This is a genomic window from Stieleria magnilauensis, from assembly GCA_007753675.1.
Classification (GTDB): Bacteria; Planctomycetota; Planctomycetia; order Pirellulales; family Pirellulaceae; genus Stieleria; species Stieleria magnilauensis.
Genome location: CP036432.1, coordinates 8,147,994 through 8,170,334, shown reverse-complemented (window position 1 = coordinate 8,170,334; position 22,341 = coordinate 8,147,994). Strand labels below are relative to the sequence as shown.

Below are 22,341 nucleotides of genomic sequence, written 5' to 3'. Positions count from 1 at the left end.
TGGCCGCGTGCGGCAATGGCCCACGTGCCGGTCTGAATGATTCTCCCCACCGATCCCTGCCTTACGATGACTTCTTCGATTACCGCCGACGATTTGGAACGCTGCGAGGACGCACTGCGGATCGCGTCGGCGCATGGAACTTGGGACACCGCCTTGGCTGCCAAGATTCGCTCGCTGGTCGGCGAGGATCTGGCCGCCGTCGTGCTCGTGTCATTGAATCTGCAATCCAAAGCTCGTGCAAAACTCGGAGAGGGGATCTGGTGGTGCACCGAACGCTCGCTCAGTCAAGCAACGCCCGCTCCGGTCGCCGAGTTGAAAGCGCGGTGGATGAATTCCAGTTCGGTTCTCGACGGTTGCTGTGGTCTGGGTGCCGATACGATGGCGATCGCCAAGCACATCGGCTCGGCCGAGGTGCAAGTCACCGCGGTCGATAGTGATCCGATGATGGTCGCGATGGCCACGGAGAATCTACGGATGAATGTTCAGCCCGCTCAATCACAGGTTGCGGTTCGCCAGGATGACGTCGCGGCGGTGTCCATCGCCGCCGACGCGACGATTCATTTGGACCCCGATCGACGCGACGACAGTGGCCGCAAGGTGCGTCCGGAAGACTACTCGCCGTCGTGGGACGTCGTCGAACACATCCTGGACCGCTGCGCCGCCGGGATCGTGAAACTGGCGCCCGCCGCGGTGATCGAAGATCGCCCGGAACGGCATCGGCTATGGATTTCGCTCGGCGGCAGTGTCCGCGAGCAAACGTTGTTGACGGGGCAGGCGATCGACCGGGCCGCCGCGTGTTTCGGCCACCCGCTGATCGAAGCTTCACGCACCGCCGTGCTGGTTCGCACCGATGGCACCGCGACGACCTACACCGGCGATGGAGACAGCCAGACTGGCCGCCGAGTTGAGAAGCCGATGGAGTATCTGGCCGACCCCGACGCCGCGATTCGAGCGGCCGGACTGACCGAATCGTTTGCCGGACAATACGGCTACGACATGATCGGCGGTCCCAGCGGCTTTCTGACCGGAGACACCGCGATCGAGAGTGATCTGGCGATCTGTGAACCCGTGATCTGGTCGGGGGCCTGTGACGACCGCAAGCTGCGCAAGACGTTGCGATCGATGAATTGTTATCCCTGGCGGGTGAAGACCAGGGGCGTGTCCCAGAATCCCAACGTGCTCGAAAAACGTTACCGCCAGTGCGGCGAGCGACCGGTCACACTGTGGATCGGAAAAGGCTCCCGCAGACAGTTCGCGGCATTGACGGAACGCCCCAATGCTCCGTGGCCGACCGCGCCCGGTTGATGTAGACTATTCGGATCGATGTTCGAGGAACGAAATTAATTCGAATTCGCCCGTGCGGAGAGTGCACCAGGTTCTTTTGTCGTGTTGCAAAAAGCGAATTCAGCCGCCGCTCCCGCCAAAGCGTTGATCAGTCCGAGGATCGATGCGATCTGTGGCGGGGGGCTATCGTTGGTGATCGCCCTGGTCGTGATCGCCTATGGATCGATCAGTTCCAGCGGCATGGACAACATGTTGATCGCGGTGAACGCTTATCTGTTTAGCGATCTCTTGATCAATGGGCCACACTTCATGGCGTCGTATCGCGTGCTGTATTCGCGACGCAAGAATTTTCGGCTGCACCCGATGGTCACGATCGGTGCGCCCCTGTTGGCCCTCGCCTTCTTGGTTTACATCGCGGTCTGGAGTCTTCAGGAAGGCTCATCGAGTGTGGAGCAAATGCAGGGCAGACGGCCCACCGGAATGATCGTGCTGGGTTGGCTGGCGCCTGTGCTGCTGGGCTGGCACTACGTCGGCCAGTCCTGGGGCGCGACCGCCTGTTTCGCTCACTTGGCCGGATTCAAGATGACGGCAAGGGATCGGCGATTGATCCGTTGTGGATTCTATGCGCTCTTTGTGTATCACGTCACCTGGGGCGTCGAGTCGATGGGCTTGCTGACGTCATGGTTTCCGCAACAGCGTGCCGGTGAATTCTTGATGGAATCCTTGATGCAGATCTGTCGCGTCGTCGTCTTGGTCTGTTTCTTGTTGGGTTTGTGGGGATTTCGTCTGATGTCGGTCGAACAAGGACGTGCCGTGCCGGCGACGGTGTGGCTGCCCTGGGTTGCGACGTTCAGCTGGTATGTGATGGTGGATATTTATCCGCAGTCCTTCTTCCTGCTTCAAATCTTCCACGCGGTGCAATACCTGATGTTTCCCGCGCGGGTGGAAATGAACGCGCGCGGGAACACGCGACGAATGAAGTTGCACATGCTGATCTACTACGCCGCCTTGGTGATGATCGGATTCGTGGTGTTTGAATGGACGCAAATCCTGGGGTGGACGATGTCGACGGTCTCGGTGCCGTTCCTGTTCCTAGGAACGGCAACGATGATGATCGTCAATGTGCACCATTACTTTATCGATGCGGTCATCTGGAAGATCCGTGATCCCGAAATCCGCCGATCGGTTTTTGGGCACCTGGAGACGTCGTAAGGTTCGCGACCACTCACGCGTCACGACGTGCGTCACGGGTCACGGCAACGTGAACAGTTCCGGTTCCGCTTCGACGATGAGCACGCGTCGATCGGCCGGGATGTTTTCAAACGTTTGCACCTGCCCGGTGGGCCATTGAACCCGCAGCCGGTCCACCGTTGCGTTGGAACCGAGCCCAAAATGAAGCGTCTGCTCGTTGCGGCACAAATACCCGTCGCCTGCAACCATCCACCGCACCGTCGTCTGACCCGCCGTGTGTAATTCGACACGAGCACCGATGGCATCCCGCTCACATCGAGTTCCGACAAGCGCCACTTGCATCCAATGCTGCCCTGCATCGGTCTGGTTGACCAGCAACGCCGATGACCGCTCGACTTGGGTGACGACAAAGTCCATTTGTCCATCTCGATTCAAATCGAGCGTGGCCAATGCGCGGCCGAACTGGGGCTCGCTCCAAAACCCGGAGGGGTCAGCGACGTCCATCAAGCGAAATTCAGATCCCACGTTGGCAAACAATTGCATCGGCTGGGCGTGGCCGCCTCGAATGCTTTTGGCGTTGTCGAGATGCCCATTGGTCACCACCAAGTCTTCGTCACCGTCGTTGTCATAGTCGATCGCCTGGGTGCCAAATCCGACGCGTTCTTTGGAGGCTTCGCCGAGATTAAATTGGCGGTTGCGGTCTTGGAAGGATCGATGCTTCATCAAGTAAAGATTTGCGTTTTCGTTTTCATAGTTGGTGACGTGTAAATCGATTTCGTGGTTTCGGTCAAAGTCCCCGACGGCGATTCCCATCGCACCGGTCGCCCCACCGCTGAATCCATAGCCGCAGCCCAGAATCGACGCCAGATCCACGGGATCATTTTGGTGCCCCAGCTTCCAGAGTCGGTTTGGCAGCGAATCGTTGCCGATGAAGATTTCGTTTCCCGGCTCGCCGTCGAAATCAGCGATCACCAATCCCAGCCCGGTTCGAGAATCGTCTTGGTCGCTCAGCGGGCGAAAGCCGGTGGATCCGTCTCCTTGATTGGTGAAGAGGAAGTCACGAGCGGCGGCAAAGTTATTCGGCGCCACCGTGATCAGCACGTTGCCCTCGGAGTCCACAGGCGGTTTCACGGTCATGTCCGGGTCATCGACGTAACCGATCTCGACGAGATCGGGAAGGTGGTCGCCGCTGAGATCGGCGATGGCGATCGACGCGGGCACACGATGAACACCCGCCGGTTTTTCCAGTGGGTCGATGGCGAACGTCCCATCGCCGTTGTTGATCAGCAACACCGACCTGCCGATTCCCGCCGCGGCCAGATCCGGCAGCCCGTCCTGGTTCCAATCCCCCGCCGTGACACCCAATGTGTAGCTTTGGTGCAACGCATTACCGAGCGCCGATGTCTCAACCAGCCTCGTCGCCTCGTTTCGATAGAGCGACGTTCCACCGGACGGGTTGCCCGTTCGGCTTTCAAAACCCGGCGGATCGGCGGCGCCCTGTGCAAAAAACAGGTCCGGCCAGCCATCGAGATCGTAGTCCAACACCGCGACCCCACCGCCGAGCGTCTGGTAGATCGCGTAGCGCTGTCTTTGCGGTTGATCCGCGACACGGTAGGTATGCCGCATGCCCATCGCATTGGCCAAATTGCGAAAGGACGCCGGGACAGAATCGTTGCGTATCGCAGCGGCCGCCGTCGGGGTCTCGTTTGTTTCGCCCAGCGCCCACTGCTTCAGGTCCGGCAGCGGATAGTGCTCAAGGTCCGTTCCCTGTAATCGCGATTGACGATCGGGAAACGGTTTGCCATCGGCGAGCAGCTCTTCACGCTGCTCGTTCAGCTCCACCAGACGTTCCCGGTCGCCTGCACCGTGAGCGACGATCGCACGCCACAGAATCGCTTCCAACGGTCGATCCAGGTCATCCAGCGCGTTCGCTAATGATTCAACTGACGTTGGATCCGGAGGCCGCTGCATGGCGACTTGATTGTTTGCATCGATCGACGCTCGCAATCGGGTCCAATGGTCAAACCAATGCTGGGCTTCGTCTTCCTTGCCCAACGAGCCCAGGGCCTGACGCATCCGACTGGTCGATGCAAAATCGGTCGGGTCGCGCTGCAAGGCTTCACCGAGAACGCGAATCGCAGAGTCGTAGCGTCGCTCCATCAGTTCCATCATCCCGAGCGTGGCCCAGTAGTCGGCGTACTCGGTGATTTGTGGCGGCAACTGTGTCAGCCACCAGGCGAGCATCGAATCACTTTGCAGCTCGCCGGCAGCGCGACCGAACAATGCCACCATCGCCGGCGGCGCCTGCGATCGTTCGATGGCCGGCCTGAGCAGTTCGATGACGTCGTCGAACCGCCGCTCTTGGAACGCCAGCCGGGCGTCGCCGTAGGGAGAGATGGGCACGTACTGCGGACCGCCCGGGGGCAACTGCGGTCCGCCCGGGGGCAACTGCGGTTGGTCCGTTGCCGAACGCTGATCGTCCGGCGGGCTGTACATCGCATCGCTCAGCGAGATCAGCGAGTGCAGTTCGTCCTGCATCACGTTGCCTAGCAAGCACAGTCGCCTGACCAGTTCGGCTGCCTCCTGACGACGCCCCTGACGATTGTATAAAAAAGCGAGTTGACGCAAGGCGGTGACCGCATTTGGCATCCGGTCCAGCAGCCGACGGTATCGCTGCTCCGCCTCGTCGTAACGATGCAGCAACAGACACCAATCGGCGGATTGTCCCTGCGCGGCCAAGCCGGCTTGCGGATGATCGACGGGAATCTCACCTAACAATTCCACGCCCGCGGCCAAGTCACCATCGGCGGCCGCCAACATGGCCATCCGAAACAGAATCTCGGTGTCCTCCGGGTCGACAATCAACAAGGTCTTCAACAACTCAGAGGCTTCCCGATAGCGTGCCTGGGCCTTGAACGCATCGGCTCGCTCAATGATGCCTTTGCGATCCGCCACGCCGTCGGCGACCTCGTTGGAACCGCCGTTAGGATCACCGCTGTTAGGATCACCGCTGTTAGGATCACCGCTGTCGCGATCGCTGGCAGCGACGTGGTCCTCGGAAACAGCGGGCGGGCGGGATTGGGATGAGGCTGGGGATGGCTCGGATCCGCACCCCGAGACCAGAGCCAGACCAAGCAGGCTCAGGCACACCCAAGAAGCCACGCGACCGCGATGGGTCAGACAAACGCGATGGGTCAGACAAACGCGATGGGTCAAACAAACGCAGTCGGTCAGGCGAGACAGGGTCGCCCATCGGCAACGAGCGAGGAATCCAATGCTGTCCATGCCGTTGCTGCCCTCAGTCACCTTGGCGGAGTTCCAACGCATCGATTTGGAGACCACACAGAATAAAGGACGGAGCGATTTGATGCCCGCCGGATCTCAGCAACCGTTCACGTTGTTCCCCGATGGCCAAAAACGCGTTTTCCGCCTCTGCTTCGCTGATCGCGGCATCGTTGACCGCGAAGACGAGATCGATGCTCTGCCAAGCGAACGCTTCGACGGGACGTTTCAGCTGTTGCAACAAGGTCACCAAAGTTGCCACGAGAGCTCGATCGCGACTTTGATTCATTGTCAGTCGGTTACCGATGTCTTGAGTCTGTCGAATCCACTTGGCTCGCCTGTCGGCTTCATCGGCAACGGTGGTTTGCCCCGCCGCGCGCAACGACTTGCTGAACCTGTCGTACGCATCGACGTCGGTGAAATCGATCAGCAGCGTTCGCGAAAAACATCGAATCGCTTGGTCATGGTTTTGCTGATGGGCGGCGTGACATCCGGCGGCAAACCAACCGTCCGCGTCGGCCGCATCGGGTTGAACGGACTCGGCCCACTGTCGGACCGCGTCCCACTCGTTTCTCAAGGCCTGAATCCGCGCCCGCAACGAGGCTTCCGCCCAGGCGACGGCTTGGCGGTTTGCGTCAGCTCCCGCGCGAGACGTTTGGTGCTCCTCGGGCTGCAAGATTTCCAAGGCGGCGTCGAGATCTTGGAGTGCCATTTGGTTTCTCGACTGGGCCAATCGGTTCAGCGGCTCCAGTCTGCCCGATTCCATTTGCTTCGGCAACGGCTTGACCAGCGACAGCAGGCACCGAAGCTCGTCCTGGTTGACCTCACCGCGCTGCGCCAGGTAGCGAAAGTGCGACGCCGCCTCGATCCGTTTGCCCTGCTGCAGCAATAACTGTCCCAGGTGACGGTGCACCATCGTCGCGTCAGGGATCTCGTCGAGGATCGTACGATAGCGTGCTTCGGCCTGGTCGTAGTTCCCGGCAAGCACCAACCACTCGGCGGTTTGGCCCATTGCCGGTAGACGGGTCGCCGGCATGCGAGCGGCCAGATCGTCCAATATCTCAATGGCTTCGTGGAATCGATGACGATCGCCGAGTACCAACGCGTGTAAAAAGATCGCTTGGGGATGATCGGGCGTCATTCGCATGACTTGACGCACCAGTTGGAACGCCAGATCGTCTTGCCCCTGCTCCAAGGCGCGCAACGCGGTTTCGCGCAGTTGTTCCGCGGTGGCAGGTTGCGGGGTGTTGGAATCACCGGGTTCACCGGGTGCGCCGCGATCACGTCCATCCGCCACGTCGGTCGTTGATGGACCAGGGGCGTCGACGTCACCGCCGGATGACGACCTGAATCCGCTGTCTTGATCGACGCTGTCCTGATCGATGCCGTCCTGAATGACGCTGTCACGCGGCGATCGCGAGGGTGGGGTGACCTCCGCGGCGGTCTGCGTTCGATCACAACCGCACAGTGAGCACACGCCGAGTACGCAAACACAAATCAGCATCACCACGGTGCCACCAACCGATCCCTCCGCGACGGCGTCTCGCCGATTTGAATTGTCCGACATTCACTTGGCACCCGTTAAAACATCCGGCGTGAAACACCCGCTTTGCCACGGGGTCTTTCCCACTGGGTCTTCGCACCTTCGCCGTGGCAACTTGCTGACGCGGCCACAGCTTAAAAGATTCGCTTTCGAAACCAGCATAGATGGGATCACGGCCAGTCGCAACGAACCCTCGATCGGTCTGGCCGGAGCGAGATAAAAAAGAGCATCCGTCGTCATTGCGGGAACGCTTGTTGTTGTTTGCACCGACGTCTCTCACAATGATGCAAACGATGCAGATCGCCAGGATCCACCTCGCCCCATTCCGGAGCCACGTCTTGAACCGCTTCCAGCCCCTCGTCTTGATCTCGCTGATCCTCGTTCTGGTCCTGACAATCGCGAGTTTCGGTGAGCTGTCGCAGCGGTCGGACGAAGCATTCTCAGATCCTGGATCGGTGCAGCGTCCGATTCGTGCGGTCGTCTTCCCCCCATCATCCGCCGACGGCGTTGCCCCCGATCCACGCGAACGTGCGGAGCCGGCCGACGTGACGCCCGAAGCTGGATTGACCGACGAAGCTGGATTGACCGACGGAGCTGGGTTGACCGGCGCGACTGGATTGACCTACGTGGGGCGGAAGGTGTGTGGGGAGTGTCATCGCGAAAACTTCGCTGCCCATGCCCACCATGGTCATGCCTCGACATTCTTCGAGGTGGCCGACACCGACCTGCCCCAAATTTTTGCCGGAGAAACGTTCGATGGGGGACCGCAGTACGGCATTTACTCCTACCAGCGTGACGCGGAGGGAAACCTGATCGCGAAACTCGATGGCCCCGAGCCCCCGGCATCACTGATGTTGCAATACGCGTTGGGGTCTGGATTCAACGCCCAAACGTTTCTCACGCTGCAGGCGACACCGGGCGGCGAGACGACAGCGATCGAGCATCGCGTTAGCTGTTATGCCGGCGATCGATTGGGACTGACCGTGGGACACGAGGAAAAGACACCGGATTCGGCAGCGGAGCGATTCGGCAGTCCGTTGCAAGGCGAGGTGTTGGAACGTTGCGTTTACTGCCACACCACCACCGCGACGATCCGGCAGGGACACATCGCGGATCTGACCCCGAATGTCGACTGCGAGAAATGCCATGGTCCGGGCAGTGAACATGTCCGATCAGCTCGCCTTTCCCCCAAACCGGCACCGTATTCGGTCGGCATGGAAACCTGGGACCGAGAATCGGAGCTTCAGCTGTGTGGTGATTGCCACCGTCTGCCTCGCAGCATCTCGAAACTCGAACTACGTGACTATCCCGATACGTTGGTTCGGTTTCAACCGGTCGGCATGTTACGCAGCAAGTGCTATTTGAAATCAGAACAGAGCCTGCGATGTACGACGTGCCATTCCCCGCACGTCAGCCACCATGGCCCCGACGAGATGAGTCGCCAGATCAAAAATTGCATCCAATGCCACGACCAGACTCAGTCGAGCCACGTCATCTGCCCGGTGTCCCCCCAGACCGATTGCATCGACTGCCACATGCCGGCCATCGACCAGAAGCAGGGCATCAAGTTTCATGATCACTGGATTCGCGTCCGCGATTGAGTGCAGTGGCGTGGGTGCAACGCCGTCGCGCTAGCGGCCTGTCGATTGAAGCCCGCATGCGTTAGCAAGGGGCCACACGGCGCTCCTCGCTGACGCGTCGCGCCTAAGGTCATCGCGCTGTTTTCAGAACATCGTTCAAATCGACAGCCCGCGAGCCGTCCGGTTTTAGCGTTCAAAGACCGGAGGGCTCGCGCCCTGCCGCTAACAAGAAACACTTCGTTGGGTGTCAATGGAGAGCGCCAGCGAATCCACTATCCCGAAGGGATTGCAGCGAGTAGCCGGAGGTCAGCGCAGCGCCACCTCCGGGGAGCCCGTCGCAAATTCCCCTCGACCCCGGCTGGGGTCGCAGCGAATCAATCCGCCGGCGGCGGGGTAGTCCGTGTTTCCGATCGAGATGCCGATCCAATCGCGGCGGCAGGCCGGGTCCGAGGGCTCGAGCGCGATTTGCTTCGACACCCTCCGGGGTCGTGTCATGTGGGGGATTGGATGTCCGGAGGTGTCGCTGCGCTCACCTCCGGCTACTGGCTTTGACACCCTTCGGGGTCATGCCGCCGACATTCGGCTCACGGTGCTAGCGGAACGGCGCTAGCGGCCTGTCGATTTAGTTCCTGGGGACGGTTGATTCGATTTTGGTTCCGGACGAGGCTTTTATGGTGCTATGCGGGGCATCCAGAGTCGTTGGTAAGCGTGTTGACGGGATCGTGGCGTTCGCTTGTGGCGGATTTCGTTCGAAATGCCCCCTATCTCCCCTAGTTTGCTGTTCCGAGCGATTGTGTCGCCGCGGCGGCGCGCAGCTTCGCCAAGTAACTCATGATTTTCTTCAGATTGAATCCGGTCGCCGCCCAGCGCCATTCTTGATTCACACCTGCGATACCTCGAAGCAGGAATCGCCGCATATCAAGCGTGCTCTTGATCACGGCGAAAGGCGTTTCACCGAAATGCTGACGACGAGAGTAAGCCTCTTTGGCTGCAGGCGTTTCCATTCGCGCACGCTGCCGACGTCGCGCTCCTTCATGCTCATCATGCATCGTCTCGCGACCACGTGGCGGGCCAGGCTTGCGACCACGTCGCTTGCCCGCTCGCTTGTCCGACGAGGTCGCTTCGCTGGACTCCTGGGACGATGCCTCGCTGCTGCTTGCCTCGTCTTTTGGCTTCACGTTCTTGCGACAACGCCCAGCCAGCGTGCAGCCCTCGCATTCAAAACAGGTGTAAACCTTTCGCTGCACCGGAGAGCCGTCGCCATGCGTCGTGTTCTCGGTCGTCCGATGTGAAAGCACTTTGCCTGCCGGGCAGTAATAGCAGTCGTTCGCTTCGTCGTACACAAACGCTGCTTTGTCAAATCGTTTGGTTTGTGGATTAACCGGCAACTGATCAATCTGATCGGCGGCAACGGGCTCAGTCAAATCCGAACGCTCGGCAGGGTTGTTCTCGCGATTGGTTTCGGCAAGCGGGCCAATCAGTTCGATCTGTTTTTCCTCAGCCGCAGTGAGGTTTTTGCCCGTCGTGTAAGCCGAGTCAGCCATGACTCGCTTAATGTCAATTCCAAAGTCGTTGGCCACACAGTCGACGATGGTGGCAAATTCGTGGTGTTCGACGTTGCCGATCAAGACGTCCGCCGCAACGATCAGGCCGCTCTGCGTTTCGGTCGTCGCCATCGGAGTAAAGTTGGCTGCGTAACCACCCTCCTTATTGGGAAGAATGCGACTGTCCGTGTCAGTCTTGGGTAACTGGGCGGGGCCCTTCGTCCCATTTTTCCTGCGGACTTCGTCCATCGCATTGACCGTCTCCAGATGAGCGGCCAGTTGTGAGCGGCGTGACTTCAAGTTGGCGACGGCGGCGGGGAGGCGGTCCGCCGAAACGTCCTGGCCGATGAGATCTTCGTCGCATGCGTCGTTGACTTCGAAGGTTTCCAGGGCCTCATCAATTTGCGCGTCAAGTTCTTCGAGTGCTTTGGCTAATCGTTTGGCCGTCCAAGTCTTGTATTTGTTGGCGTCAGCCAGGATGCGTGTGCCGTCGATGCACAGTTCCGAGAGATTGGCGATCCCCAGGTTGATCGCCAGCTTGACCATTTGTTTGAAGATGCCTTTGACTGCATCACTATTGTTTCGGCGGAAGTCGCTGATCGTGCTGTGATCGATGCGGCGACCGCTGCTAAGCCAGATAAAATCGATCGAATGCTTGAGTTCGTATTCAATGTTCCGGCTGGATCGGATTCGCCGAATCATGGCAAACAGCAGGATCTTTGCCATTACGCTGGGATGGATCGGCGGCTGACCGAATCCGCCGTTGTAGGCCGCCTCCCAATCAGTCCAGTCCATCTGATCGAGAATCTCGTCGACCAAGCGAACGGGATGATCCTGAGGGATGAGTTCCTCCAGGGCGGTGGGAATGAGGACCAGTTGCCCGCGTGGTGTAGGAGCTTCCTGCCAATAGCTGGTCTTGGGTTGTCTCTGGCTCACTGGGCAAGCCTCCCTGCGTGAGAAGTGAATCGCGACGACGATCCGCCAAGAATAGCAAACATCGTGACGATGCCTACTAAGCCACCTCCCCTCGTTTTGTGGATACACTAAACCGACAGGCCGCTAGCGGCCTGTCGATTTAAGCCCACATGCGTTAGCAAGGGGCCACACGGCGGCCCTCGCTGACGCGTCGATCCTTAGATCATCACGTTGAGTTGAGAACATCGACTAAATCGACAGCCCGCGAGCCTGGGGCTTACCAATTTCAGGCGCATCGATCCTTCCAAACGAAATCGGGATCAAAAAACCTCGCCCACCGTTTCGGTGGGCGAGGTCGCATCGAAGCATTTGGTTGAATCGAACCGCTTACTGGTTCAATTGCTCTTCGATCGTTTCCCCACTGGCCTTGGTGCCGAGGGCGCCCCACAGACCATAGGGGCTTTCCGCGCCCGGCGAACGCGGACCGGTTTGTCCCAACCGCACACCGCCGGCACGGGGATCGCCCGCTTCGACCGAGTCGGTCATGAAGACGACCGCACCGTCACCCATCAGCACGTGCGCACCGCCCTGGTGATTACTACTGGGCGGGCAAGTGCCCGGGCCATCGATCCACTGACCGACACAGACCTCTTTGTTCGGTGGCAGCACCGTAAACGTCTGTGTGATGATCGCGCGGAAATTGGCCCAACTGGCGCCTCGAGAACTGTTGCTGTCGCTGACCAGTTGCTGTGGGTTGGTGCAATTGCCACCGCTACACCACTTGGTCGGCTTGTCGGGATCGATTTCATCCGCGTCCCGGCAGAACGAAGGGTTGTCGTTGACGTCCTGACTGCCCCGTGCACGCCACGAAGCGGCCGACCGGATGTCACGGTCGCCCAAATCGGTGCGAATTTCGCCCATGGCAATCGTGTTGGCCAACCCATCGAGCACATCACGAAACTTTGACGCGCGACGATTCATGAACATCCCGCGATTGACCGACCGGGCCGCGCGGTGTGCCCATGATCCCGAATCCGTCAGATTTCCGTTCTTGAAACTGTTGTGCCAAGGACTTGGCGAATCACCCATGCAGAGTGCGTAATTCGTTCGTCCCAAGGCGGGCAAGCCGACACCCGGATCACTCGGGCAACGCAGCATCGGAATCTCGGTCGCCCACGGAACGTAGCCTGGGCTCGTCGAGAAGTTCCGGGGGCTCGGCCCCATCGCGGGCCACCGTTGCGGGTTGGTCAAATTGGTGTTCGAGGGCGGAGCTGCCCCCGTGACCGTCTGCGTGCTGGGATTGGAGATGTTGTCCCACAATCCTTGCTGTTCGAAGAACGGCGCCAAACCGACCAGAGCACTGAGACACTGCTTACTAGCGTCATTGCCCTGCTGCCACCAGTTCGGGGTATTCAACCCAATCCCCGTGCCGGCACCTTGCAGCGGCAGTTGCTTGAACGCCGCATGGTAATTGTGCATCGCAATCCCAAGCTGCTTGAAATTGTTACTGCAACTCATTCGACGAGCCGCTTCACGCGCTGCCTGAACAGCGGGAAGCAATAATCCAACTAAAATTCCGATGATGGCAATCACCACCAACAGCTCAACCAGGGTAAAACCCCGCGAGCCCCTTTTGCGAGAAAACATGTACACCTCACTCAACAAGAAGTAAAAACACCAAGAACAAACACTGATAAATCAGACGCCCCTAAAGCCAAACGATGGGGCTGACACAAACTGTGACAAACCTGACCTGACGTCTAACTCGGTCGCCAGTATGCGCAGGCTGAGACCGAAGCACGTGTATCTGGGCAACTTCCCGCAAAAAAATCTAAAAAAAACGAGCCGAAAACCGATGCGAGCCCCCCAAAAGAATTACCAAATTCGTCCCAACACCGTCCTGGTGAGCTGGGGCGTCGCCGGGCGGATCAATGACCGGGACGGACTGTGCTGTCCCGCACCCATCGATCGTCACAGCCTTCGACGAGCAAAAGTCGTTGGTTGATCGCGAGATCGCGATACACCTGACGGTGTCCGGAGATCCAGTGCACTTCGATTGCATCAATCCGCTCGGCGCTGCCAATGCCGAAATCCAACACCGGTTGGTCAGAACAAAAGTAGCCATCTCCGGCCGTCACCCAGTCCGTCCACGTCTGCCCCGCCGCAGTCACGACCACGCGGGTGCCGATCGCGTCACGTTCGCAGTGCGTTCCGACCAGTTCCAGTTGGATCCCGTTTCCAATCCGCTCGGTTTTGTTGGCCAGCAGTGCAACCGGGGCGTCCAGGTGCCCGACCAGGAAGTCAACATCGTGATCTCCATCGAAGTCAATCTTGGCCAGTGACCGTCCGACGTAGCGGCCTTGCCAATATCCCGAAGAGTCGGTGACGTCAGTGGCGACAAACTTCGTCGCTTGATTGACCAGCACCTGCGGAGGCATCTGAAATTGCTTGCCGCGGTCGCGCTGATCAAACACATGTCCGTTGGTGACGCAGAAATCGAGCCAACCGTTGCGATGAAGGTCGATCGCTTTGATTCCAAACCCGACATAGGGTTCGCTCGGTTGATTGATCTGGTATCGCGTGGCAAAGTCGCTGAACACTCCGCTGTCGCCTTGCAGAAAGTGGTTGTTCGGTTCGTCGGCGTAATTGGTGATTGCCAAGTCAAAACGCCCATCCCGATTGAAGTCTCCGGTGGCGATCCCCATGCAGGCATTGCTGTAACCTCGAAAACCGAATGCAAGTCCTTTCAGTACGGCGACGTCGCGGACCGGCGGCTCGCCAAAATGGACCAGCAAGTGATTCGGCCGTGCATCGTTGGCGACAAACACATCGTTTTGTCCGTCGGAATCGATATCGGTGATGACCAACCCCAACGACGTCCCCGGTTCGATCTGGCTGCGGTCCAGTTCTCTCAATTCAAAACGACCGTCACCACGTCCCGCATACCAGCGATCTGCTTCGGCAAAAAAGTCGTTCGGATTCGGCACCAGCTCGCGTCCCTGGGGATCTCGTTCGGGAAGCCGAAAACCCCCTTCCATTTCCACGTACACACATTCGTACAATTCCGGAATCGCATCGCCGGTCAAATCAGCAATGGCGACCGAGCTGGTGAATTGGGGACTGCACGTGCCGAGCGCCGCGGTCGCATCGCGAAACGTTCCATCTCCACAGTTAAGCAACAACCGATTGTCCCCCAAGGCACCGAGAAACAGGTCGGGAAAGCCATCTTGGTTGACATCGCCAGCCGCAATGCCGGTGGAATACCGCTCATCTGCGACGGCGGAATCCGTCGTCACGTTCGTGAAATGCCCATCCAGGTTTCGATACAGCTGATTCGAACGCGTGCTCCGCCCACTCGGCGGATCACCGGAACCTTGACCGAAATAAACGTCCGGATCCCCGTCCAGGTCATAGTCGCACACTGCGATCCCACCGCCCATCATTTGGTGCAGCGGTATCGATGCCAGATCGATCTCGGCCGCGTGATACCACTGGAAATCGATGCCGACCTGCGCCGCAACGTTTTCCAGCGTCGGGGCCGGCGCCGCAGCAGGAATGGCCTGCGGCGTTTCATTCCGTTTGTCGCCCGCCAGATCCGGTCGGTCAGCGATGGTCGACGAGGACGCCGCTGCAGCCAATGCGTCGATCGCCTCGGACATGGAAAACTCGTTGCGATCGATTTCCGCGAGTGCGATCTCGGTCGGCATCCGTAAAACATCAGGCTGGTTGCGCAACATCTCACGCTGTTGCAGCAACGCGTTTTGTTTCGCGGTGTTGGAACGCGACACGTCCAGCAGCGCCCAACCGATGGATTCGAAAGGCCTGCCGAGTGTCAGAAGTTTTTCGGGCAGCGCCTCGACCAGATCGGAATCGGTCGGCTGCACTGCGAGTTGCTTGGCGACGGCTCTTAGCAACGCGACGCGAATCGCGTGCTCCCGCATCACCGCGGCATCTTCCGCGCGATTCAACGCCGCCAGAACGCGTGACAATCGGTGGCAGGCGTCATCGTCGGTTGGATCAATCGCGATCCCTTCCAGCAATGCTCGGGCGGACGCCTGGAATTGATGCTGATCATAGAAGTAAATCCCCAAGGCCACCCAATAATCACTGAACTGCATCGTCGCGTCATCGCAACGGGAATACCATTGGACGAACGCCTCGGTTGCTTGAGTCTCGGCCAACAGTCGTCCGACAAGCGATTTGGCTGCGGGCGAAAAGGTTGCGGGAACCGGGTTCTGTAATTGGTCCAGGGCCTGTTCGAATTCCCCTTGCGAAAAATGCCAGCGTGCCAGTCCCAACCCCGGATAGAAAACGCTTTGCGGCGCCTTGTCCTTCAGCGCCATCGGATAGGATTCGTTTCGACGCAACAACGAAATCAACAGCGCACGGTTGAAATGGCCGGATCGGCAGAGCACATCCGCATGAGCGGATGCTTCTTGGCGACGTCCGGTGCGATTGAGTAGTGCCCAAAGCTGATGCCGCCATTGGACTGTCTGGTCGGGCGACGTGAGATTTTGGTCCAACGCCTTGATCAGCCGATCGATCGCGTCTTCGGGTCGGCTCGCTTCAATGGACTGCTGCACCAGGAACTTCGTCGCCTCGCCGGCCTCGGGTGACTTGGGATCAATGGCCTCGGCCAGTTCGATCGCGGTCGATCGGTTGCCCCGTGCGAGTTCGACTTGGCTGGCAAGCAGCAACGTCGCGGGATCCTCCGGCGTTTTGATCAATTGCTTCGATAACAAGTTGAACGCAACATCCAGATCCCCCGCTCGCCACGCCGCTTTGGCTGCGGCCAAACCATCGTCGCCATCAGACAGCGACGCTTGCGACGCATCGTGTTGTCGACCGCCGGAGCCATCGCCAGTCTCGCTCGGGGCGTCGTCGGTCGCATGGCGGACCGGCGACCGAGCATCGTTCGCCCCATCCGAACCGGCCGACCCACATCCCGGTAGCCCATGCAACATCAGCAAGGAGCCCAACAGCAGAGCCCCTCGCAGGCCGCTCCGCGTCGGCGGGGTTGGGTGAATACGCTTGAGAAAGGCCATCGTTTGCAATCGGGGGTCGAGTTTCTACATGCACCGCCGCGGCAGTGTCGTTGCGTCCGGCGAGGTGATCACGTGTCAGCGGGGCGTCACGTGCCGCAGTGTACCGGATCGATAATTGAACGACACATCCGCTCCGATTGCGAGATCGCTACAAAACGATGGCAGCACCGGACTCGCGATCCTTGGTTTTCGTGATCCGGAATCGGTGGTGAGCGGAGGGCCGACCGGCGGCGGCAAAAAACTTTTTCAATTTCTCTGTCACATTTTTCGCAAACCAACGACTGCCCTGTTGAGGACCGTGCAATCGGTCATTTTCAGGTCGCATTCCCTCTTTGAAGGTTGGTTGTCATGTTACGAGCGGTCAAATATTCCGTCGCCGCATTCCTGGCGGTCCTGATCGGCGGCGTGCTGTTGCTGGGGCCCGGTTTTTTCAGTTATGTCCGCACGTCGGCCCGTTCGGTTCGCGATTCGGTCAACGAGCACGTGCCTGTCGAATTCGAACTGCGACGCGCCCGTGATCTGATCGAAGCCATCCTGCCCGATTTGCAGGCCCAAGTGCGAACCATCGCACAGGAAGAAGTCGAGATCGCGGCTCTTCAGCGAGATGTTTCGGAAACCGAAGAACGTCTGGAAAACGAACTGGCAACGCTCTCCCAATTGCGTGAACAGTTGCGGACGCAAACCGTGTCCTTCCAAGCCGGCGGCCGCAATTGGACCCGTTCCCAAATCACCGAACAACTCTCCAGGCGGCTGGACCGTTACAAAACCGGACAACTCGCGCTGGCCAGCAAGGAACGACTGCTGGAAAAACGCGAGGAATCGCTGGCCGCGGCGCTGGCGTCCTTGGATTCGATGCGACACCGGAAAGCCGAATTGGAACAGCAGGTCGCGTCGCTGGCCGCGCAAGCTCGATTGGTTCAAGCGTCCAAATTGGAATCCAGTATCCACGTCGACGGCAGCCAACTGTCCCAAGCCGATCAGTTGTTGCAGCAGATCGAAATGCGACTGGCGGTTGCCAAACGTGTCTTGGATCACGAACAAGACGTCTTCGCCATCGACCTGATCGACCAGGATCAAAGTGAAGATCAGGTACTGGCAGAGTTCGACGAGTACTTCGGCGACGGCCAAGACGCAAAAACGATGGTGACCGTTGAAACCGAGTGACGTGATCCGACTGAATCGACGTCACCGGTCTGCCAGACATTGGTGCCAAAACAGCTTGTATCACCCTCCCTGGCAGGGAGAGTCGAGCGAAGCGAGGGACATAGGCACTAAGTTAAGAAGTAACCCTCCCGTGTGCGGGAGGGTCGAGCGAAGCAAGGGGAGGGTCGTTGGTCATCGCTGAGCAATTCCCCCGCCACAAAACTCCAGCCAAAGCCGCTCGTTCCTCCCGTCCGCCTCTCCCTTCATGGGACACCCATACCGTGCTTCCAGTTCAACTCAAACGTATCGCAACCGTGATCGCTGCAGGGCGTTTGGAGGAAGCGTTTGACGGACTCGTGGCGACGCCACAGCGAGAGCATCGCGAGGGACAACGTCTCACGGACGTGCTGATCGACCAACTGGTCTGCCGTGCACAACAGCATCTTGCGCAACAACGCTACGGCGATGCACGAGCCGACTGTGACAAAGCACAAATGCTGGCCGGGCGAACCGAGCAAGTCGCTGATTTGGCTGAGCAAATCAATCGAATGCAGTCAGAGCAGCATTCGCGGGACGTCACAGAGCAAGATTCCTCCCAAGCAGCTAAAATCCAAGCTCAGTTGGGGCACTTCACTTTGGGACAAAATCTTTTGCCGACCGGTCCATCCCATTCCAGGCTCGCCGCCGAAATCGAACGCAAACGCCATTTGGCGGTCGATGCAGCCACTCGGATCGAGCGGGCGATGGATTCAGACGATTGGAGCACCGCAATCGCGATCCTTCAGTCGCTTGATGCCGATGTCCGACGCCATCATCTGGTGGCCGAGAAGCTTAATGCGATGATTCCTCAAATTGCCCAACGCGTCGTCGGCGACTTGGAAAACGGTCGATTGGATCGCGCCGCCGCATGTTTGCGCGAGGCACTCCAGCTGGCACCGACCGATGCTCGTTTGGATGAACTTCGAACCAGTCTCAATCGATGCATCACCGCGTTGGAGCGGATTGGCCAGGGGAAGTACACCGATGCCGATCATCAGTTGGCCCTGGTCGGCCAGGTCGTCGGCCCAACGCGATGGATTTCCGAGACGCGGCAGACCCTCGCGGAACTGTCCCGTCACGCCGCCAACGTGCGATCGGGACCACTGGGACTACTCGACGGCAGCCTCTCACTCACCACCTCCGCCCCTCATACCCCCCAAGCCCCCAAAAAGGTGTCGGACACCTGTTTCGGGGCTTGGGTATTGCGGGTGGATGGGCTAGGGGCGGTCTTGTTGCTCGATGCCGATCGGATTTCGGTCGGTTCCTCCTCGCGATCCCAACGCTACGATCTGCCGCTGCAAACCGAAGGCCCTTCGGCAGCCTTGTTCATCCGCCGGGCGGGCGATGACTATTTTGCCGAGTCGGAAGCCGAATTTGGTGTCAATGACCAGCCGACGAAACGGCGACTGCTGGCAAACGGCGACTCGATCGGTTTCGGGCGACGCGGTCGATTGAAGTTTCGCAAGCCGGTGCCGGCGAGCGGGTCGGCGGTGCTGCAGCTGTCCGGTGCGGGGCTGGCCAAGCGAGAGATTCGCTGTGCGGCCCTGATGGCGGATTCATTGCTGTTTTCCCCGCGGGGCGGACACTTTTCGATTTCCGTTTGCGAACGCCCGATCGTCGTTTTTCGTGCTGCGGACGGTTACGCGATCAAGTACGCCGGATCCGGTGGCGACGTCCACCAGTTGGAGGCCGATCGCTCGGTCTTGCTCGGCGAGACGCGGTTTACACTCAATCAAATCCATTTGTCGTAGGATCGCCGCATGGCAGCTTTTCACTATCAACCGGGCGATCGACCGCTGGAGGGTTACACGATCGGGCACGCCCTCGGCCGTGGCGGGTTCGGCGAAGTCTACTTTGCCACCAGCGATGCCGGCCGCGAAGTCGCCTTGAAAGCAGTGCAGAATTACGAAGACATCGAGCTGCGCGGCATCGGCCACTGCATGAATCTCAAGTCGCCGAATCTGGTGATGATTTTCGATGTCAAACAAGGTCTCGACGGAACGCCTTGGGTGATCATGGAGTTTGTCTCGGGCGCCTCACTACGTGAGATCTTGGATGCGTCCCCGAAGGGGATCGAACCGGAGCAAGCGTTGTTCTTTGTTCGCGAATTGGCCAGAGGAATCGACTACCTGCATGAGGCCGGGATCGTGCACCGGGATTTGAAGCCGCACAACATTTTCTTTGAGGACGGCATCGTCAAAATCGGCGATTACAGTTTGAGCAAAGTGATCACGGTCAGTCACGCCAGCGGTCATACGATGACCGTGGGAAGCGTGCACTACATGGCGCCGGAGATCAGCATGGGACGGTACGACAAAACCGTCGACCTGTACGCGCTGGGCGTCATGCTGTTCGAAATGCTGACGGGCAAGCCTCCGTTCGTCGGAGAAAGTGTCGGTGAGATTTTGATGAAACATCTCAAGGGCGAAGTCGACGTCAGTGAATTGCCAGAACCGTTTGCCGGTGTTGTGCGAAAAGCCATGGACCGAGATCCGGCAAAACGATTTCAGTCGGCCCGGGAGATGGCCACCGCACTGGGCTGCGAAACGAAGAACGTGACGGATGATTCCATTCCCGCCAGTCTGTCGCTGGTGGGACGGAAACCGGCATCGACATCACGCCGGAGGCCGTCGCAAATTGAATCGATCGGAGTCGAAGATTTGGCCGACACCGTCGGTGCGAGACACGCCGTTAGCGATACCACCGAATCAGAAACGCCGGCCGATAAATCAAATCGCGACGAAGTACTTGCGGGGGGACTGCAACGGATGGCCGACGTTCGTTACTTGGCCCGGGTGGGGCTGTCCATCGGTTCAACAGCTATTTTGATGATGGTGGCCTTCGCAGCCACGGAGTATTGCTCTGGGCTTTTCGACGGATCGACCGCCGTACTGATGACACTCGGGATTTGGCTGATTTCGATGGCGTTAGCTGTCACGCTTGTTCTGGTCGTGCCTCAAGATCCCGGCATCTCCACAGCGCTGGTCTCGCGAACCTGGTTGATCGGAATTTGGCTGGTGGCCTACTTTTTCGTCGCCAACTTTCTCAATAATTTCCCACAATACGAAGTGTATGTCGGCTGCTGGCTCGGTGCGCTGGCGGCAACGATGCTGATCGATTGGCGTTGCTTTTGTGACCCACATCGAGCCCAACGCGTGACCATCTCGCGAACCTTGGTCGCGGGTACGATCAGTGGAGTGGTTGCCGGACTGAGTGGTTGGGCGCTGGGGATGCATTCTGCCGTTCTGGACTACGTCATCTTATCGATGGCGGCAACGATGACGGCCGCGATCACGGTTCAATTGACGGCGGTATGGATGCCCCCGGACCCGTTTCCGCTGAACCGACATGAGACGACCGGGACAGACGTCTCGGCCAACGGGACGGCACCACGTGTGCATTCCTTGGATCAATCCACAGCCTCCACACCACCAACCGCCGAGCGAGTCTCATGACGATTGCGACCTTTGCCCTGTTTATCATTGCCGGCTTGTACCTCGCAGTCTTGATCCTGACGATCGTGTTTGCCGTCAACGCGAAGTCGACCGCCGGTCGCGTCGGATCAATCTTGGCCGGACTGTTTTTGCTGTTGGTGGTGCCAATGCTCTTCCTGGTCGCCACCTTCACCCTTCGCATGGAATCGAACCACGAGGCGCCCCGAACCGGTCACTCGACGGTGACCGGCGTGGCGGAGTCCGTGCCGTCGCCACAATCGTTTGAGGTGGCTGCTCCCACCGCGGCCCAGGCACCGGCTCCTGCCGCCGTTGCGTCCGCCCCCGAGCGACCTGTGCCGCCGCCGATCGTCGAGTTGGCCGGGGAACCGGCCACCAGTGAACCATCGCCGGGGCAATGGCGAACGGCTGACACCGAAGCGTTCACGGCGAACGTGTATCCCAGTTACTCCGCCGCGATCAGGCCGCTGACTGCTGGACTGCGAGAAAAACTCGCAGAAAAGCAAGTGCTCCAGCGCGACGAGATCGACGGCGTGATCGATCCCGAATCCATTGTCGTCAGCGCGTCGGGCTCGAGCGCCGTGTCTCTGGTCCCTCAGATCACCGAACAGCTGAGCAAGCTGTTTCCCGGCGTCGTCGTCCGGTCGGTCGGCAGTGTGCCGGCGGAACCCACCGAGAACCAGCTTTCGGTTCAACTGATCGTCTCTGCGGCGAGTTCGCAACCGGCGACTTGGGATCGTCAACAAGTTATCGAGAACGGATTGTTGACCTGCACCATTCAATCCGCCCAGCGACAAACGTCGTTTCAAGCCTTTGTCACCGAAAAGCCTTGGGTCGAATCGTTGGATCAGTTCGTTTCGATGTATCCGCAACGCAATTTTGTCGTCGGCTACTCCGGCGAACTTCAGTCTTCCGAGGGGCAAGCCCGCAAACAGGCGTTGTCCGATGCGGTTCGCCAGGCCGCGATCCATTTTCGCGGCAAGCCGTATGCGATCATCGACGAGCGGCATGTCATCGATCGATTCGCTCAGCGGCTTTCACGTTCCTACGGTGACGTTTGGCGGGAGGCCGTTTTGGTCGAAGTCCCCGGCCAGGAACAGGTCAGTGTGGCTCGAATGACCGTCGAAGAATCCTTTCAACGATCCTACATGGGTAAGCTGACGCAAGCCGTTGGAATGATGGTTCTGGTCATTGCGACCATCTTGCTGTGCCTTGCGCTGAATTGGGTCACCCAAGGCTATTATCGCAGCCAGCTCGTGTTAGGATTGGCCGGCGTCTTGGTCATGGGCTTTCTGCTCGCCGCGTTGATGATCGCGTAAAGTC

General features: G+C 59.2%; 12 protein-coding genes. 7 read left to right on the top strand and 5 right to left on the bottom strand.

Going from position 1 to position 22,341, the window contains the following annotated elements; genetic code table 11:
* Positions 1 to 66: 66 nt before the first annotated feature.
* Together TBK1r_RS29440 and TBK1r_RS29435 are read left to right on the top strand one after the other, a co-directional pair.
* A complete protein-coding gene (locus tag TBK1r_RS29440; protein WP_419580508.1) occupies positions 67 to 1,305 on the top strand; it encodes a methyltransferase domain-containing protein in 1,239 nt (412 codons plus the stop codon).
* 81 nt (positions 1,306 to 1,386) lie between these two features.
* Entirely contained in the window at positions 1,387 to 2,496 is a 1,110-nt protein-coding gene (locus TBK1r_RS29435; protein WP_145218664.1) for a hypothetical protein, read from the top strand.
* 39 nt (positions 2,497 to 2,535) lie between these two features.
* Here TBK1r_RS29435 and TBK1r_RS29430 read toward each other — a convergent pair whose 3' ends face one another.
* Together TBK1r_RS29430 and TBK1r_RS29425 are read right to left on the bottom strand one after the other, a co-directional pair.
* Positions 2,536 to 5,802, bottom strand: coding sequence for a CRTAC1 family protein (locus tag TBK1r_RS29430; RefSeq protein ID WP_145218662.1), 3,267 nt, complete (start codon positions 5,800 to 5,802; stop codon positions 2,536 to 2,538).
* Positions 5,774 to 7,324, bottom strand: coding sequence for a tetratricopeptide repeat protein (locus TBK1r_RS29425; RefSeq protein WP_145218660.1), 1,551 nt, complete (start codon positions 7,322 to 7,324; stop codon positions 5,774 to 5,776). Before TBK1r_RS29425 ends, TBK1r_RS29430 begins: the two co-directional genes overlap by 29 nt.
* Before the next feature lie 314 nt (positions 7,325 to 7,638).
* On the opposite strand from TBK1r_RS29425, the gene TBK1r_RS29420 reads away from it, so the two are divergent.
* Positions 7,639 to 8,901, top strand: coding sequence for a multiheme c-type cytochrome (locus TBK1r_RS29420; protein WP_419580507.1), 1,263 nt, complete (start codon positions 7,639 to 7,641; stop codon positions 8,899 to 8,901).
* A gap of 749 nt (positions 8,902 to 9,650) precedes the next feature.
* Here the strand turns inward: TBK1r_RS29420 and TBK1r_RS29415 are convergent.
* The 3 genes from TBK1r_RS29415 to TBK1r_RS29405 form a co-directional block, all read right to left on the bottom strand.
* A complete protein-coding gene (locus TBK1r_RS29415; protein ID WP_419580133.1) occupies positions 9,651 to 11,360 on the bottom strand; it encodes an IS1182 family transposase in 1,710 nt (569 codons plus the stop codon).
* A gap of 366 nt (positions 11,361 to 11,726) precedes the next feature.
* Complete coding sequence (locus TBK1r_RS29410) at positions 11,727 to 12,986, bottom strand: DUF1559 domain-containing protein (RefSeq protein WP_145218656.1); 1,260 nt, start codon at positions 12,984 to 12,986, stop codon at positions 11,727 to 11,729.
* Positions 12,987 to 13,267: 281 nt separating this feature from the next.
* Positions 13,268 to 16,384, bottom strand: a complete 3,117-nt coding sequence (locus TBK1r_RS29405) for a CRTAC1 family protein (RefSeq protein WP_145218654.1) — start codon at positions 16,382 to 16,384, stop codon at positions 13,268 to 13,270.
* A 348-nt stretch (positions 16,385 to 16,732) separates the two neighbouring features.
* On the opposite strand from TBK1r_RS29405, the gene TBK1r_RS29400 reads away from it, so the two are divergent.
* The 4 genes from TBK1r_RS29400 (at position 16,733) to TBK1r_RS29385 (ending at position 22,337) form a co-directional block, all read left to right on the top strand.
* On the top strand, positions 16,733 to 17,548 hold the full coding sequence (locus TBK1r_RS29400) for a coiled-coil domain-containing protein (protein WP_145218652.1): 816 nt from the start codon (positions 16,733 to 16,735) through the stop codon (positions 17,546 to 17,548).
* Positions 17,549 to 17,808: 260 nt separating this feature from the next.
* Entirely contained in the window at positions 17,809 to 19,317 is a 1,509-nt protein-coding gene (locus TBK1r_RS29395) for a hypothetical protein (protein ID WP_145218650.1), read from the top strand.
* A gap of 9 nt (positions 19,318 to 19,326) precedes the next feature.
* The gene (locus TBK1r_RS29390; protein WP_145218648.1) at positions 19,327 to 21,021 is read left to right on the top strand and encodes a serine/threonine-protein kinase; all 1,695 of its coding nucleotides are present in this window, start codon (positions 19,327 to 19,329) and stop codon (positions 21,019 to 21,021) included.
* Positions 21,018 to 22,337, top strand: coding sequence for a hypothetical protein (locus TBK1r_RS29385; protein ID WP_145218646.1), 1,320 nt, complete (start codon positions 21,018 to 21,020; stop codon positions 22,335 to 22,337). The genes TBK1r_RS29390 and TBK1r_RS29385 overlap by 4 nt, the downstream gene beginning before the upstream one ends.
* The last annotated feature ends 4 nt before the right edge of the window (positions 22,338 to 22,341 follow it).